The sequence below is a fragment of the Gemmatimonadaceae bacterium genome (genome assembly GCA_035606695.1).
GTDB lineage: Bacteria > Gemmatimonadota > Gemmatimonadetes > Gemmatimonadales > Gemmatimonadaceae > JAQBQB01.
Genome location: DATNEW010000008.1, coordinates 77,818 through 91,267 on the forward strand (window position 1 = coordinate 77,818; position 13,450 = coordinate 91,267).

The 13,450-nt window shown below is 64.7% G+C and carries 16 protein-coding genes; 9 read left to right on the forward strand and 7 right to left on the reverse strand.

The annotated features are described in order from the left end of the window. Positions 1-5: 5 nt before the first annotated feature. Positions 6-449, reverse strand: coding sequence for a hypothetical protein (locus VN706_02175; GenBank protein HXT14407.1), 444 nt, complete (start codon positions 447-449; stop codon positions 6-8). 252 nt (positions 450-701) lie between these two features. On the opposite strand from VN706_02175, the gene acs reads away from it, so the two are divergent. Both acs and VN706_02185 read left to right on the forward strand, forming a co-directional pair. Beyond that, positions 702-2,657 (forward strand): acetate--CoA ligase, encoded by a 1,956-nt coding sequence (gene acs, locus VN706_02180; protein ID HXT14408.1) that lies wholly within the window; start codon positions 702-704, stop codon positions 2,655-2,657. A gap of 78 nt (positions 2,658-2,735) precedes the next feature. After that, on the forward strand, positions 2,736-3,131 hold the full coding sequence (locus tag VN706_02185) for a hypothetical protein (GenBank protein HXT14409.1): 396 nt from the start codon (positions 2,736-2,738) through the stop codon (positions 3,129-3,131). Between the two features lie 19 nt (positions 3,132-3,150). Here VN706_02185 and VN706_02190 read toward each other — a convergent pair whose 3' ends face one another. Genes VN706_02190 through VN706_02200 form a run of 3 tightly spaced genes read right to left on the reverse strand, consistent with a single transcriptional unit; the run spans position 3,151 to position 4,639 of the window. Further along, positions 3,151-3,585: a vitamin K epoxide reductase family protein gene (locus VN706_02190; protein HXT14410.1), complete on the reverse strand. Its 435-nt coding sequence runs from the start codon at positions 3,583-3,585 to the stop codon at positions 3,151-3,153. Continuing rightward, positions 3,582-4,334: a thioredoxin domain-containing protein gene (locus VN706_02195; protein ID HXT14411.1), complete on the reverse strand. Its 753-nt coding sequence runs from the start codon at positions 4,332-4,334 to the stop codon at positions 3,582-3,584. Before VN706_02195 ends, VN706_02190 begins: the two co-directional genes overlap by 4 nt. Continuing rightward, complete coding sequence (locus tag VN706_02200; protein HXT14412.1) at positions 4,331-4,639, reverse strand: hypothetical protein; 309 nt, start codon at positions 4,637-4,639, stop codon at positions 4,331-4,333. The genes VN706_02195 and VN706_02200 overlap by 4 nt, the downstream gene beginning before the upstream one ends. Before the next feature lie 105 nt (positions 4,640-4,744). On the opposite strand from VN706_02200, the gene VN706_02205 reads away from it, so the two are divergent. Then, positions 4,745-5,599 (forward strand): alpha/beta hydrolase, encoded by an 855-nt coding sequence (locus tag VN706_02205; protein HXT14413.1) that lies wholly within the window; start codon positions 4,745-4,747, stop codon positions 5,597-5,599. A gap of 91 nt (positions 5,600-5,690) precedes the next feature. Then, positions 5,691-5,957, forward strand: coding sequence for a hypothetical protein (locus tag VN706_02210; protein HXT14414.1), 267 nt, complete (start codon positions 5,691-5,693; stop codon positions 5,955-5,957). Positions 5,958-6,009: 52 nt separating this feature from the next. Here VN706_02210 and VN706_02215 read toward each other — a convergent pair whose 3' ends face one another. From VN706_02215 to VN706_02225, 3 genes are all read right to left on the reverse strand, one after another. After that, positions 6,010-6,768 carry a hypothetical protein gene (locus VN706_02215; protein HXT14415.1) on the reverse strand — a complete coding sequence of 253 codons (759 nt, stop codon included), beginning with the start codon at positions 6,766-6,768 and terminating at the stop codon, positions 6,010-6,012. Between the two features lie 121 nt (positions 6,769-6,889). Beyond that, positions 6,890-7,363 (reverse strand): hypothetical protein, encoded by a 474-nt coding sequence (locus VN706_02220; protein ID HXT14416.1) that lies wholly within the window; start codon positions 7,361-7,363, stop codon positions 6,890-6,892. Beyond that, a complete protein-coding gene (locus tag VN706_02225; protein ID HXT14417.1) occupies positions 7,360-7,881 on the reverse strand; it encodes a CDP-alcohol phosphatidyltransferase family protein in 522 nt (173 codons plus the stop codon). Before VN706_02225 ends, VN706_02220 begins: the two co-directional genes overlap by 4 nt. Here VN706_02225 and VN706_02230 point away from each other — a divergent pair. From VN706_02230 to VN706_02250, 5 genes are read left to right on the forward strand one after another with little or no spacing between them, the layout of a single operon-like run. Further along, positions 7,847-8,425 carry a cyclic nucleotide-binding domain-containing protein gene (locus tag VN706_02230; GenBank protein ID HXT14418.1) on the forward strand — a complete coding sequence of 193 codons (579 nt, stop codon included), beginning with the start codon at positions 7,847-7,849 and terminating at the stop codon, positions 8,423-8,425. The genes VN706_02225 and VN706_02230 overlap by 35 nt on opposite strands. A 39-nt stretch (positions 8,426-8,464) precedes the next feature. Continuing rightward, positions 8,465-9,961: a M28 family peptidase gene (locus VN706_02235; GenBank protein HXT14419.1), complete on the forward strand. Its 1,497-nt coding sequence runs from the start codon at positions 8,465-8,467 to the stop codon at positions 9,959-9,961. 13 nt (positions 9,962-9,974) lie between these two features. Then, positions 9,975-10,313, forward strand: coding sequence for an S-adenosylmethionine decarboxylase (locus VN706_02240; protein ID HXT14420.1), 339 nt, complete (start codon positions 9,975-9,977; stop codon positions 10,311-10,313). Continuing rightward, entirely contained in the window at positions 10,310-11,830 is a 1,521-nt protein-coding gene (locus VN706_02245; protein ID HXT14421.1) for a hypothetical protein, read from the forward strand. The genes VN706_02240 and VN706_02245 overlap by 4 nt, the downstream gene beginning before the upstream one ends. Positions 11,831-11,841: 11 nt before the next feature. Continuing rightward, complete coding sequence (locus VN706_02250; GenBank protein ID HXT14422.1) at positions 11,842-13,380, forward strand: alkaline phosphatase D family protein; 1,539 nt, start codon at positions 11,842-11,844, stop codon at positions 13,378-13,380. The last annotated feature ends 70 nt before the right edge of the window (positions 13,381-13,450 follow it).

Below are 13,450 nucleotides of genomic sequence, written 5' to 3' on the forward strand. Positions count from 1 at the left end.
ACAGCTTAGAACAGCGGCGACCGCGTATCCGGCAGCGCCTCGATGCAGACGGCAACGTGTTTCAGGTCGCCGTCGAAGACCGGCACGATGATGCGAAGGTCTGGCAGCGCGGCCGGCAGCGCGGGGACGTGGTGAATCATCGCCGGTGTGATCGGAATCAGACCTTCCGGCACGTCGCCGACGTCGTCGAGAAGACTCGCGGCGACGCGGTCGTATCGCTCGACGCCGTCGAGCTCCGTGTCCAGCGCCCAGAGATAGAACAGGCGATCCGGCTGCCCGGCGGCGCGATAGCGGATGGGCGCACCGGAGCTATCTCCGCGGGCGTGCAATCCGCGAATGTGCTCTGGAGCGTCGAATCGATTGCCGCCGAACGCATACGAGTTGGGCTCGAGCTGCACCGTGGTGCACGCTGCGGCGAGCGACAGCAGGACGACGATGAGGATGTTCACGGGCGTTCTCCGGGTTGAGAGCTGGCGGCGGCGACGGAGTGCCCGAAAACGAAACAGAGCGGAATCCCGGGCACGTGTGCGGCCAGGGAACCGCTCTTTCAGCGTCCAGAACGCACCTTCGAGTGAAGGCCCCTGTCCCGGAATCGCGGTCGGATGAATTGTGAATGAACGATTGCGCCGCCAAGCTGAAGAGTCAACGAGCTCGGCGTAAGAGAATTGTTCGAGCGGGCAGCGCCCCGTATTATCACCATTATGACCGAAATCGACGCCCTCCTCCAAGAGAATCGAAAGTTCCCGCCGCCGAAGGATTTTCGGAAAAACGCGGTGATCTCGGATCCCAAAGCGTACGACGAAGATCCCGAAGCGTTCTGGGAGCGCGAAGCGAACCAGCTCGAATGGTTCACCAAGTGGAAACAGGTCTGCGACTGGAAACCGCCGCACTCCAAGTGGTTCATCGGCGGAACGCTGAACGTCTCCGTCAACTGCGTCGATCGGCACGTCACGTCCGCGCGACGCAACAAGGCGGCGTTGATCTGGGAAGGAGAGCCGGGCGACCGCCGCACGCTCACGTACTGGGACCTCTACGTCGAGGTTCAGAAGTTCGCGAACGTGATGAAAAAACTCGGCGTGAAGAAGGGCGATCGCGTGGCGATCTACATGCCGCTCATTCCCGAAGTCGCGGTGGCGATGCTCGCCTGCACGCGCATCGGCGCGATTCACTCCGTGGTCTTCGGCGGCTTTTCACCTGAGTCGCTGCGCGACCGCATCAACGACGCGAAGTGCACGCTGCTCATCACCGCGGACGGCGGCTATCGCCGCGGCTCGATCGTGCCGCTCAAGCGGAATGCGGACAAGGCGCTCGAGGAGTGTCCGTCGATCGAGAACGTCGTCGTCGTACAGCGACGGCCCGGCGCGGGCGGCGACGAAGCATTTGCCGAGATGAAGGACGGCCGCGACCACTGGTGGCACCGGCTCATGCAGCATGAGTCAGCCAAGTGCGAGCCCGAGAAAATGGATGCCGAGGATGTGTTGTACATCCTCTACACGTCGGGCACGACCGGGAAGCCGAAGGGCATCGTGCACACGACGGGCGGATATCTCACCGGCGTCACGACGACGACGAAGATCGTCTTTGATCTCAAGGAGGACGACGTCTTCTGGTGCACGGCGGACGTGGGCTGGGTGACGGGTCACTCGTATCTCGTGTACGGCCCGTTAGCCAACGGCGCGACGTGCGTGATGTACGAGGGCGCGCCCGATTGGCCGGAGAAGGATCGCTTCTGGTCGCTCTGCGAGCGGTACGGCATCACGATTCTCTACACGGCACCAACGGCGATTCGCGCCTTCATGAAGTGGGGCGACGAGTGGCCGGCGAAGCACGACCTGTCGCGTCTTCGCCTGCTGGGCTCCGTAGGTGAGCCGATCAATCCTGAAGCGTGGATGTGGTATCAGGAGAAGATCGGCGGCAATCGATGTCCGATCGTCGATACGTGGTGGCAGACGGAGACTGGAGCGATCGTCATCTCGCCGCTGCCGGGCCTCACGGAAACGAAGCCAGGCAGCGCGACGATGCCGTTGCCCGGTTATCGCGCGGCGTTATTGGACGCGAACGCCAAGGAGATTCAGGTGGGCGGCGGACTGCTCGCGCTCACTCGGCCGTGGCCATCGATGTTGCGAACGATCTGGGGCGACGATGAACGATACGTGCAGACGTACTTCACGAAGTGGCCGAATCGCCCGGATCTGTATTTCCCGGGAGACGGCGCCAAGCGCGACGACGATGGCTACTACTGGATCTTGGGCCGTGTCGACGACGTGTTGAACGTCGCGGGGCACCGGATCGGAACGATGGAAGTCGAATCGGCGCTCGTCGAGCATCCCGCGGTCGCTGAAGCGGCGGTCGTCGGCAAGGCCCACGAGATCAAGGGCCAGGCGCTCGCGGCATTCGTGACGCTGCGTGAGGGATTCAAGCACAGCTCCGAGCTGCGCGAAGAGCTGCGCGGGTTCGTGGCCGAAAAGATCGGCGCCATCGCCAAGCCCGACGACATTCTGTTTTCGGCGGATCTGCCGAAAACGCGCTCGGGCAAGATCATGCGCCGGCTGCTGCGAGACATCGCGGAAGGCCGTGCGCTGGGCGATACGACCACTCTGGCCGACCCGAACGTGGTAGCTTCATTGAAGGACCAGTACGAAGCGCAGGAGTCGTGAGCGCTGGGCATTGAGTGTTGGGCGTTGGGTGGTACGAGTCGTGCCCCGTAGGCGAGTGTCTCTCAACCGTGATGCCCCATGTTTGGATTCTTCCGCCGTTTCTTTCCCGAACGCATCTTCCGCCGCAAGCTCGAGCCCGCCGCGGAACGCCGTCTTCGTCTCGCGCAGGCGCGTGCCGAGGAGGCGATCATTCGGGCGCATGTCGATAACGCGCTGATGTTCGTGGATACGCTGGCCGAGGACCTAACCTTCGACCGCGCGATAGACAGTTACATCAGGGAGATGGCGATCCCTGAGCCCCTCGCGAGCGTCGTCGCGACGCGGACGCTGGTGGTGCTGGGTCAGGATCTGGTGCCGTATCGCCGCCGGGCGGTGGATAGCGGAGCGACAGAGGGTCCGGCGGAGGACAAGCCCAAGCTCCGGCTGAATGATGCATCTCAAGGGCGCGGACAGCGTACGGTAAAGAGAGCGTAGACGGCCTCACCGCCGCCCGCTACTCCTCTCCGACCTCGCGCAACTCCCTAAAGTCGAGCACCGAAAGCACGAACAACAGCAACACCATGGCGGCACTCCCAAGGCACCATTCACACCACGCATGAATGACGAAGCCTTCGAGATAGTTCAGCCACGCGGTGAACAGGACGCCCCAACCCGTCAGCACCATCATCGCCAGCGCGAGTCCGCGCGAGTCCACGTACCGCTCCTGCAGACCCGCGATCGTCAGAATCAGCATGGTGGCGTAGAAGCCCGCGCCCCACGTCGCCACGGGAAGGCCGAGGAAGACCGACCAGCGGCTCGTCTGGACCGTCTCACACGACGTCACACCGCACGCGAGCGTCCCGATGAACCCGAACTTGTACAGCGTGAGATAGATGCCCAGCAGCAGCCCCGCCACGCTGATGAGCGCCATCCACATGCGCTTGGTCATGTGCCGGGCTTCTTGAGCGGCGCCGACTTGGTCGAGTCGCCGCCGACGTTGCCGGCGCCCGGAGCGGTCTTGGCCAGCTCTTCCTCGACGTGGCGCTTGAACTCGTCGTACGGCAGAAAGCCCTCGAACTTCTGCGTGCCGATGAAGAACGTCGGCGTCGCCGCGATCTTTCGCGCCATCGACAGCTGATAGTGCGCCTGCACCTTGGGCTGTGTTTGCTTGGTGTCGAGGCACACGTTGAACGAATCCGTGTTGATGCCCGGAATCCGCGCGGCAACCTGCTTCAGCACCTTGTTGGGATTGTCGGTCGCTTCGCCGTCCCACTGATCCTGCGACGCGAAGATCGCGTCGTGCATCTCCCAGAACTTGCCCTGCTTGTCCGCGCACGCGGCGGCGATCGAGGCGTTCCAGGTATTCCGGTGCATGTCCAGCGGAAAGTCGATGTACCGGTAGCGAATCTCGCCCGTGTTCACCAATCGCTGCCGGACGTCCGATTCCGTGAGCGTCGCGAAGCGGCCGCACTGCGGGCACTCGTAGTCGCCGAACTCGGTGACCTCGAGCTTCGCGTTCGGGCTGCCCATCACGTAGCCCTGCGATTCCACTTTCGGGAGCGAGGGGTCGAACCCGATCGTGGTGCCGGCCTTCGGCCGCGTGCTCAGATAGGTCAACGCGGCGATCCCAACGATGGCGATCACCGCGATGATCACGAAAAACGCTCGATTTGCCGCCGGCTTTTTGGCCGACTTCACCACTCCGGGCTTTCGTCCTCGTCCGGGTTCCACTCGCCTTTTTGCCATTTGGATTCGTCGATGTTTTCGGAATCGCTCACGATGCGCCGGTGGTCCGCGATCTCAGGCGTGTCGTATGTGACCCGTACTTCGTAGTGAAAGAGCTCGCTCCGCACGTCGCCGATCAGCCGCATGAGCTCACCAGCCTGCTCCAGCAGCCGGCCCTGCCCGTCGAGCTCCTGAATGCGCTCCGCCAACGCACGAAGGAGCGCTTCGAGGTTCCTGGCGCGTCCCTCGTCGTACGTCTGTTCCTGCTCGTCGGGCATGCGAGAAAGCTACTAACGGTTTGGAGTTTTCGCCGCTGCGCACGATTCTTCCTAACCGAAGTGAACCAGCGACGACCGCCTACCGATTACTGATTACCGATCCACATGGATGCAGACCTTCTGAGAATCCCCGTCGGCCCGGGCTCGATGCACGTCGAGCGCTACGGGCACGGCGGGGCACCCATTCTCCTCGTACACGGCTTCGGCACGTGCAGTTTCCTGTGGCGAGAGATCGGACCGGTGCTCGCGACAGCGAGCCGCACCGCATTCTCCGTCGACCTCTTCGGCTACGGCGAATCTGACCGTCCCTTCGACGCACAGTTCGGAATCGCCGCACAATCCGACTACCTCGACCGCGCGCTCACCGCGTTGCGCCTCTCGCGCGCGACGGTCGTCGGCATCGACCTGGGCGCGGCCGTCGCAATGCACCTCGCCTACAATCGGCCCGAGCGCGTCGAACGGCTGGTCCTGATCAATCCGATCGCGTTCGACGACGTGCCGGCCGAAGACATCAAGACGATGCAGCGGAACACGGCGCGCTTCGCCTTTCGCATCTCGCGCGGCACACTCGGCGCCGCTCCTCTCATGCGCGAGCTGCTCGAGAAGAGTGTTGCGAACCCCGAGCACATGCCCGATCCGTTACTCGCGCGATACCTGGCGCCCTATGTCGGTCAGGATGGCGTAAATCACCTGCTCGCGCTCGGCCGCGCGGTCGACGAGGACGACATGGCCGACGTCGACCTCACGCAGCTCGACTGTCCGACATTGATCGTTTGGGGAGATCAGGATCCGTTCGTGACGCCGAAACTTGGCGACCGATTGGCGGATACCATCCCAGGCAGCCGGCTCGTGCGTCTGCCCGGTACGGGCCGGCTCGTACCCGAGGAAGCGCCGGACACTCTGACCAACATGATCCTGGAGTTCGTCGGCGCGGCCGGAATGGTGGCGCGCACGGAGTGACGGAGTGAAAGCGGTGTGTTGGCACATAATGAGCTATCACAGGATCGTACGGCGCGTTAGATTTGTGTGTCTCTCACCCTAACCTGCATACATGGCCAAACAGCAGAAACGCACGACGAAAGCGCCGGCGACGCCCTCGCCTTTTGAGGAAGCGCGCGACGAATTGTTCCAGCATATCATGCGGTGCGGCGTGGTTGGATCCGCGCCTGAAGATCAAGCGGACTGGTTCAACGAGACGATGGCGTACATGACCGAGCGCTATCCCGAGTTGCCCGCCGAGCAGATCCAGGAGCTCCGCAAGTTGGGCGAACGCTTTTCCCAACCGCCGAAGAAGCGCGACGACACCGCTGCGGCCTGAAGTAGCTCGTCAAGAAAACGCCTCCCATCGGAGGCGTTTCTGTTTGTCGCCGCTATTTCGTCCAGATCAGCGTCGCGCACCCCGCCGCACCGCCTCGCATCGACGCCGCGAACTCGACCGGCATGTCCGACGTGCGATAGAACTCGATGGCGAGCACCTGATCGGGCATCACGAGCTGATCGACGGGATTGCTGTTGAGCTGATTCGGCGTGCGTCCCTTGCCGAACGCCTGGCGAACGACCGAGCCCATATCCATGACGCGCACGCCGTTCAAATAGAGGTTCGACGTGCAAAACGGTCGTCCGCTCAATCGCGCGACGTCCGAGACCAGCGTCATGCGCGCGATCTTGTCCGCCGTCACGAACGACGACGTCGGCGCGCCGGTCGTCAGCCGCCGGTCGTAGAATCCGTTCAGCTCGAGCTTGCGAACGGTATCCGCCGGTCCTCGGAGATTGTTGTGCGCTTTGCTGACGACGGCGGGTAGGCTCACCGCGCTCGGGTGCAGCATCAGCGTGATCGGTGTCGTGTCGGCGCGGGCGGTACCGATCGTCAGCAACTGCACGTCGTAGCCGAGCTTGCGGACGCGCAGCATCGTTCCTGTCGTATCCGACAGAAACAGCGCGAGCGATCCGGTCTTGGTCGTCTGCGACTTGAGACCGGTGCCGAGATCGGTGATCTCCACGCCGTCCAGCGCCTCGCCGGTGACTTCGTCGTAGACACCGACGATGCGCGTTCGGATCTTCGACTGCGCATGGAGGGGCGCAACCGCCAACACGCCTAGAGCGAACGGGATGAACGAGATTCGGCGCATGAGGTCCTCTCGCGACTGTCATCCTGAGCCTAGCGAACGACCCCTGTGCGCCGAGGAGAGCGCACCGCAGCGAGAGGGGTCCTTCGCGCCTTCGGGGCTCAGGATGACACCGGAATACCCATCAGCGCCAATGGGGATCCGAGCCGCGAATCACGACCCCGACCCGCGCCCCGCCGCCGAGCCCAATCTGTACCGCCGGAGTCCAGTTCCCGCGGCGGCGCCCTTCGATGTCCATCACGACCGTCGCGTAGGGCCGCACCCGTTCTCCATCGATGACCGGCACCGAGAGGCCGCCGCCGAGTGAGAATCCGATCGGCGACTCGCGCAGCGGGTCGAGGGTGAATCGGGCGATTCCGTCGACGCGGCCACTCGCGTGCGCGACGCCATCACGCCACGTGGTACCCGCCGCCCCGTCGAGCGCCATCCGCACATAGATGCCGACCGGCATCGACCAGCCGGCGCCGCCCTGCAGCGTGTTGCCGCGGCCATTGATGTAGTCGATCCGGTATTCGGCGTGCGGTTGCGGCAAGTTCTGCGCGCGCACCGTCGCCGTTCCCGTAACGGCCAGGGCGGCAGCCCATATGAGTTCTCTCATTGCGCGCGCTCGCGCCACAGCGCGTAGGTGTAGTCCACGATCGAATACAGCGACGACAGGCCGACGAGCCAGAGACATGCGGTGATCCACCCCGGAAAGCGCAGCAGCGCGATGAACGCGATCATCTGGAGCGCCGTGACGACCTTGCCCGAAAAGCGCGCCCGAAACTGTACCGGCTTGAGCCACCTCACCACGCGTGCGACGAGAAATCCGACGGCCGTCATCAGGTCGCGCGAGATCATGACGAAGTAGCCGATGGTCGACAGCTCGCCCTCGAACAGGAACGTCGAAACGGCGACGAGCGCGAAGACGCGGTCGGCGAATGGATCGATCAACGCGCCCCAGCGCGACGTCACTCGCGCACGGCGCGCGATGAACCCGTCAAGGAAGTCGGTCGCCGCGGCGACGGCCACGAGCGTGAGACGCGCATCGGTTCCGTGGACCAGCACGAACGCCACAGCCAGGACGACTCGCGAGAACGAGATGGCGTTCGGCAGCGCGCGCAGGGCGGAGACCATCTCCAATCCTAACGGAGCGCCGCGAACGCTTGCCAGCGCGCACGGGCGGGCACTAGCTTCGGCATTCCCAGGAGACACCATGGCAGAAGTCGCCGAGTTGCTGAAAAAGGTGGCGATTTTCAAAGATCTGGATGACGAGGAGCTCGCCCAGGTCGCCGAAGTGTGCAAAGAAGAGAAGTTCGTCTCGGGGGAATTCATCTTTCGTGAAGGGGAGCACGGCAACCGGCTCTACCTCATCGTCGAAGGGGACGTGCGCATCAGTCGCGACGTGCCCGGCAGCGGCGAAGAAGCGCTCGCGGTGCTCAAGCCGGGCGCGCTCTTCGGCGAGATGGCCGTGTTCGACCGCAGCGAACGTTCGACGCACGCGATCTCCAACGGCGGCACGACGTGCCTGACGATCACGCGCGCGGATTTCGAGATGCTGCTCGACTTCAATCGCGAGATGGCCCACAAGGTTCTGTGGGCCTGCGTGCGGCTGCTCTCCTCGCGCCTGCGCTCGACGAACGACTCGCTGCGATCGTTCCTGGCGATGTCGATGTTCTGAACCGCGTCCCGAAGGGGACAAAGGGGAGCTCACACTACGATGCTCAGATCAACTCATGCCCAGGTATTGATCGCCGGGGCGCTTTTGGCGGCCTGCGGCGCGCGGGCGACGGTTGCGACACCGATTGCCTCGGGGCCGCCGCCGGTCGTCGAGACGGTCACCTTCGCGCGCGGATTGGACGAAACTGCGGGCCTCACGCGCGACTCGGCGCTTGCCGCCGCGCTCGCCGACGTCAGTCCGGCCCGCATCCGCAACACCGACTCGATGCTCGTGTCGTTCGGCACGCGCAACACGTTCTCCGATACGATGTCGACGACCCGCGGCATCGGCGCGGCGCGGCGGTGGATCTACTCCGAGCTCTCACAGTATTCGCGCGCCTGCAACGGCTGCCTCAAAGTGGAATACTTCGGCCAGGTGCAGCAGGTGCGACGCGTCGCGGGACGCGATACGACATTCATCCCCGCCAACATCGTGGACGTGCTCGCGTGGCTGCCCGGCCGCGACACCTCGCGCGTGATCGTGATGAGCGGCCACTACGACTCGTGCGTGTGCGCGCAACCCGGCGGCTCGTTCGACTCCACGTCGACGGCGCCGGGCGCTGATGATGACGGCTCGGGATCGTCGGCCGTGATCGAGCTGGCGCGAGTATTCTCGAAACACTTTCCGCGCGGGCTCGACGCTTCGATCGTCCTCGTCACCGTCGCCGCGGAGGAACAAGGGCTTCTTGGCGCGCAGCAGCTCGAGCGGCGGCTGCACGAACAGGGCTACAAGATCGTCGCGGGGATGACCGACGACATCGTCGGCAACGTGACGACGGAAGACGGCACCACCGATTCGACGTCGATGCGCATTTTTGCCGCCGACCCCGACAACTCGCCGAGCCGGGAGCTGGGGCGCTATGCGTGGGCGCTCGACCGGGTGTACATGCCGAGTTTCGAGGTGGTGCCGGTGTGGCGGCTCGACCGCATTCAGCGCGGCGGCGATCACGAACCGTACGTCATGGCCGGCGACGCCGGGCTGCGCTTCACCGAACGATTAGAGAACTATAATCGCCAGCATCTTCCCACCGACGTCTTTTCGCACGTGAATTTCGGCTATGTGGCGAACCTCGCGCGGGTGAACGCGGCGACGGTGGGATCGCTCGCCGCGGCGCCGGCGACCCCGGCGAATGCGCGGGCCGTTCGGCAGGGTCGCGCGGGCCCGGACCCGGCAGGCACCACGAGCGCGGCCTCGGCCACCGGCGGGCAGGCGTGGACGATCAGCTGGGACCCGTCACCCGGCGCGGTGAATTACGAGCTTCTCGTGCGGCGCACCACCTGGCCGCAGTGGCAGGACGTCGTTCCGCTCGGCAACATCACCCGCTGCACGCTGCGCCGTCAGCTCGACGACGAATGGGCCGGTGTGCGGGCCGTAAGTGCGACCGGCGCGCGGTCGATGGCGGCGTCGATGCCCGCGCCAAATCCGCCGCGCGGAACACCGCGTCCGCCAACACCGCGGGCGCCCGCTGGTCCGCCGCCGCCGGTCTGCGGCGGATGAGCGACGGAGAAATGTGAATTCGCATTCACATTTGACCGCCGAGTTCATCGGCGTTCCGGTCGAGCAGCTGCGCGACAGCGCACTGCTCGGCGGATTGCTCATCGCCGCGGCCAGCGCCGCGGGGTTCAGCCTGAGCGGCGTGCCGACCGTCCGGGAGCATAATACAGGCGGTGTCTCGGCGATGGTGCTGCTCGATCACGGCCATCTCGCGGTGCACGCGCTTCCGGAACGGCAGACTCTGCTGTTCGACGCGGTCGCGCCAGCTTCGCACGACTTTCGCAAAGCCCTTGAAGTCCTGTCGCGCCGGCTCACGGCGCGCGACGTCAAGACGGATACCCGCGGACGCGGATGAAAAATTTGTTCGCCCCGGCGCACCTCGCGCTGATGGTCATCATACTGATCTGGGACATCGTGCTGGCGGGGCGCATCGCTCAAAAAGCCCAAGCGCCCCGGTTTCTCCAATCCGTTTCGGGAATGGCGGCGTTGATGCTGCTTCCCGGCCTGTTTCTGACGCTTGCGACGTCCACGATCATCACGGGACGAGCGGTGGTGGAAATGGACTGGGTGTGGCCCGCCGTCCTCGTGCTGTTCGCGATTCAGGCGACATACGCCTTGGTGCGCGGGCTCGTGAACGTCGCGTGGGGCGTGTTCATCGCGATTTACGACATCCTGATCGCGACGGTCGGCGTCGTGCGGTACCTCGTGGCGCACGGACATTCGCCAATCGAGCCGCTGGTGGCGCTGCTCGCGGCGCAGAGTCTCGCGATGGTCTTCGCGACGGGCACGTCGAGTGTGCTCGCGTCGCCATTTTTTCTGAACATGCCGATGGTGTCGCCGGCGTTCCCGGCGCTTCGAAAGCTCACGGCAACGTTCCGATTGATCATGACGGCGTACGCGCTGATGTGGACGGGCTTCATCATCTTCGTCGGCATGCCGCGCGCGGTGGTGCAGTTGCGCAACTACGAGCTGCATCGGCACGATCAGCTCCGCGAGCGTCCCGACGCCGACTTCGCGGTCGGCCTCAAGATTCTTCCCGACGCGAAGGGGCCGCCCCCACCGCCGGCGATTCACAGCGACTCCGCGCTCGTCGATACGCTCGACGTGGACGCAATCGCCGTCGTCGTGGTACCGGGCGCAACCAAGCTCGCGCTCGATTCGCTCGCGAAGGTCATCGATCCGGCGCGGCGCGACAGCAGTCCGCTCATCGTCGCGATCGGCTATCGCGGCACGCTCTTGCCGGAGCTCGGGAAGACCAAGTTGAACACCGCGGAACGCATCGCGACGATGCGTCGCGCGATCGCGCAGTTGCATCCGGACATCATTCTTCCCGCGGAAGACCCGTACGGCTCCGGCGAACGCGCCGTCGGCACGCTCACGCCGGAACAGTGGGAGTCGTATCTCACGGATGCGGCGCGCGTCGCGAAGAGTATGGATCGCAAGATTCGCGTGGGTGTCGCGGCCTCGAAGTATTCGTCGGCCGACAGCGCGCTCTATGCGTGGGCCGCGTCGCCGTCATCGCCGATCGACATCGTCGGCTTCTCGCTCTTCCCAACGCCGTATGTCGGCGGCGGCGTGCAAGCCGACACGCGCACGGCGGATCGCTGGATGCGTGCCATGCCGCCAAAGAAAGAACACTGGGTGTTCGCGACGGGCGGCTATCCACTCGCCTACGGCGAGCGAAGCCAGACGAACGCGGTGTGGGAAGTCATGTCGTGGGCCACCGACCATCCGGCGATCAAGGGGTTGATCGTGTACGAAGCGGGCGACTACGGCCAGGCGCGTGGACTGCGCGCACCGAACGGCAGACTGCGGCCCGTCGCCGGTTTCGTCATGCGTGCGATACGTGCGCTGAGAGAGTCGGCGCGGTAGCTTTTCGCGCCATGCAACGGCGCGATTTTCTCATCGATCTCACTCGCATCGCCGCGCTCGCGGCGATCGTTCCGAACGACTGGCGCGTGGTGCATCGCCCGCGCTTCGCCGACGATCCATTCGCGCTTGGGCTCGCGTCGGGCGATCCCTCGCCCGCCGGCGCGATGCTCTGGACGCGCCTCGCGCCCCGTCCGCTCGACCCGCACGGCGGAATGAACGGCTCCCGAGCGGCGGTGACGTGGGAAGTCGCGGACGACGAGGGTTTCACGAAGATCGTTCAGCAAGGGCGCGCGACGGCTGTGCCGGAGCTCGCGTACAGCGTGCACGTGGACGTGAAGGGACTCGCGCCCGATCGGTGGTACTACTATCGCTTTCATTCGGGACAAGCGACGAGCGGCGTCGGACGGGTCCGCACCGCGCCGGCCGAGGGCGCGCAAACACCGCTGAGACTCGCGTTCGCATCGTGCCAGCATTACGAGCAAGGCTTCTACACTGCGCAGCAACATCTCGCGAACGAAGAGATCGACGCCGTCGCGTTCCTTGGCGACTATATCTATGAGTACGGGCCAAACACCGCGAATCCGCGACTGCATGCAACCGCGGAGGTCATGGACCTGGAGGGGTATCGCGGGCGGTACGCGCAGTACAAATCCGATCCGGCGCTGCAGGCGGCGCATGCGGCGTTTCCGTGGCTGCTGATCACCGACGATCACGAAGTCGACAACAACTACGCAGGTCTCGTGAGCGAGAACGAGATGGAATCCACGGAGTGGATGCACGCGCGCCGCGCCGCCGCATATCAAGCGTGGTGGGAGCATCAACCCGTGCGCGTACCGCACTCCAACTCGTGGGCCGATCTCGTACAGATGCGTCGTCTCGACTGGGGCGCGCTGGCGCGGATTCATCTGCTCGACGGCCGGCAGTATCGCAGCGATCAGCCCTGCGGTGACGGCGATCAAGCAGTTCCGTGCGGCGACTGGGCTGACCCCAAGCACACGATGTTCGGTCCCGATCAGGAGAAGTGGTTGAGCAGCGGACTGGCGAGCTCGCGCGCGCACTGGCAGATCCTCGCCAACCAGGTGATGTTCGCGCCCTTCGACCTCACCGCCGGGCCGACGCGCACGTATCACATGGATTCGTGGGGCGGCTATCCCGCGGCGGCCGATCGTCTACTCGATTCGATCGGCAAATACGCGCGCAATCGCACGGTGCTGATCAGCGGCGACATTCACTCCAACTGGGTGAATGAGATTCACGCGCGCTTCACGCGCGATGAGACGCCGATCGTCGCGGCGGAGTTCGTGGGCACGAGCTTTACGTCAGGCGGCGACGGGAGCGATCGCAACGCCGCCGTCGGCGCGCTCGCCGCGGAGAACCCGCATCTCAAGTGGCAGAACAATCGCCGCGGCTACGTCGTCTGCCGGTTCGACGGCGACGTGTGCGAAGCGGATTACCGCATCGTGCCGTACGTGAGCAAACCCGGCGCCCCGATTCAGACCGCGACGCGATGGAAAACGGAGCATGGAAAGGCGGGGATTACACAACTTTGAAGTCATGTCGTCCTGAGCGGAGCGAAGGACCCCTATCACAACAGAGCGCTCTCCTCGGAGTCAAGGGATC

Excerpts from the sequence above, each read along its gene's own strand:
- acs (HXT14408.1), top strand. The coding sequence starts at position 702 with ATGACCGAAATCGACGCCCTCCTCCAAGAGAATCGAAAGTTCCCGCCG.
- VN706_02185 (HXT14409.1), top strand. The coding sequence starts at position 2,736 with ATGTTTGGATTCTTCCGCCGTTTCTTTCCCGAACGCATCTTCCGCCGC.
- VN706_02190 (HXT14410.1), bottom strand. The coding sequence starts at position 3,585 with ATGACCAAGCGCATGTGGATGGCGCTCATCAGCGTGGCGGGGCTGCTG.
- VN706_02200 (HXT14412.1), bottom strand. The coding sequence starts at position 4,639 with ATGCCCGACGAGCAGGAACAGACGTACGACGAGGGACGCGCCAGGAAC.
- VN706_02205 (HXT14413.1), top strand. The coding sequence starts at position 4,745 with ATGGATGCAGACCTTCTGAGAATCCCCGTCGGCCCGGGCTCGATGCAC.
- VN706_02210 (HXT14414.1), top strand. The coding sequence starts at position 5,691 with ATGGCCAAACAGCAGAAACGCACGACGAAAGCGCCGGCGACGCCCTCG.
- VN706_02215 (HXT14415.1), bottom strand. The coding sequence starts at position 6,768 with ATGCGCCGAATCTCGTTCATCCCGTTCGCTCTAGGCGTGTTGGCGGTT.
- VN706_02220 (HXT14416.1), bottom strand. The coding sequence starts at position 7,363 with ATGAGAGAACTCATATGGGCTGCCGCCCTGGCCGTTACGGGAACGGCG.
- VN706_02230 (HXT14418.1), top strand. The coding sequence starts at position 7,847 with ATGGCGTTCGGCAGCGCGCGCAGGGCGGAGACCATCTCCAATCCTAAC.
- VN706_02225 (HXT14417.1), bottom strand. The coding sequence starts at position 7,881 with ATGGTCTCCGCCCTGCGCGCGCTGCCGAACGCCATCTCGTTCTCGCGA.
- VN706_02235 (HXT14419.1), top strand. The coding sequence starts at position 8,465 with ATGCTCAGATCAACTCATGCCCAGGTATTGATCGCCGGGGCGCTTTTG.
- VN706_02245 (HXT14421.1), top strand. The coding sequence starts at position 10,310 with ATGAAAAATTTGTTCGCCCCGGCGCACCTCGCGCTGATGGTCATCATA.
- VN706_02250 (HXT14422.1), top strand. The coding sequence starts at position 11,842 with ATGCAACGGCGCGATTTTCTCATCGATCTCACTCGCATCGCCGCGCTC.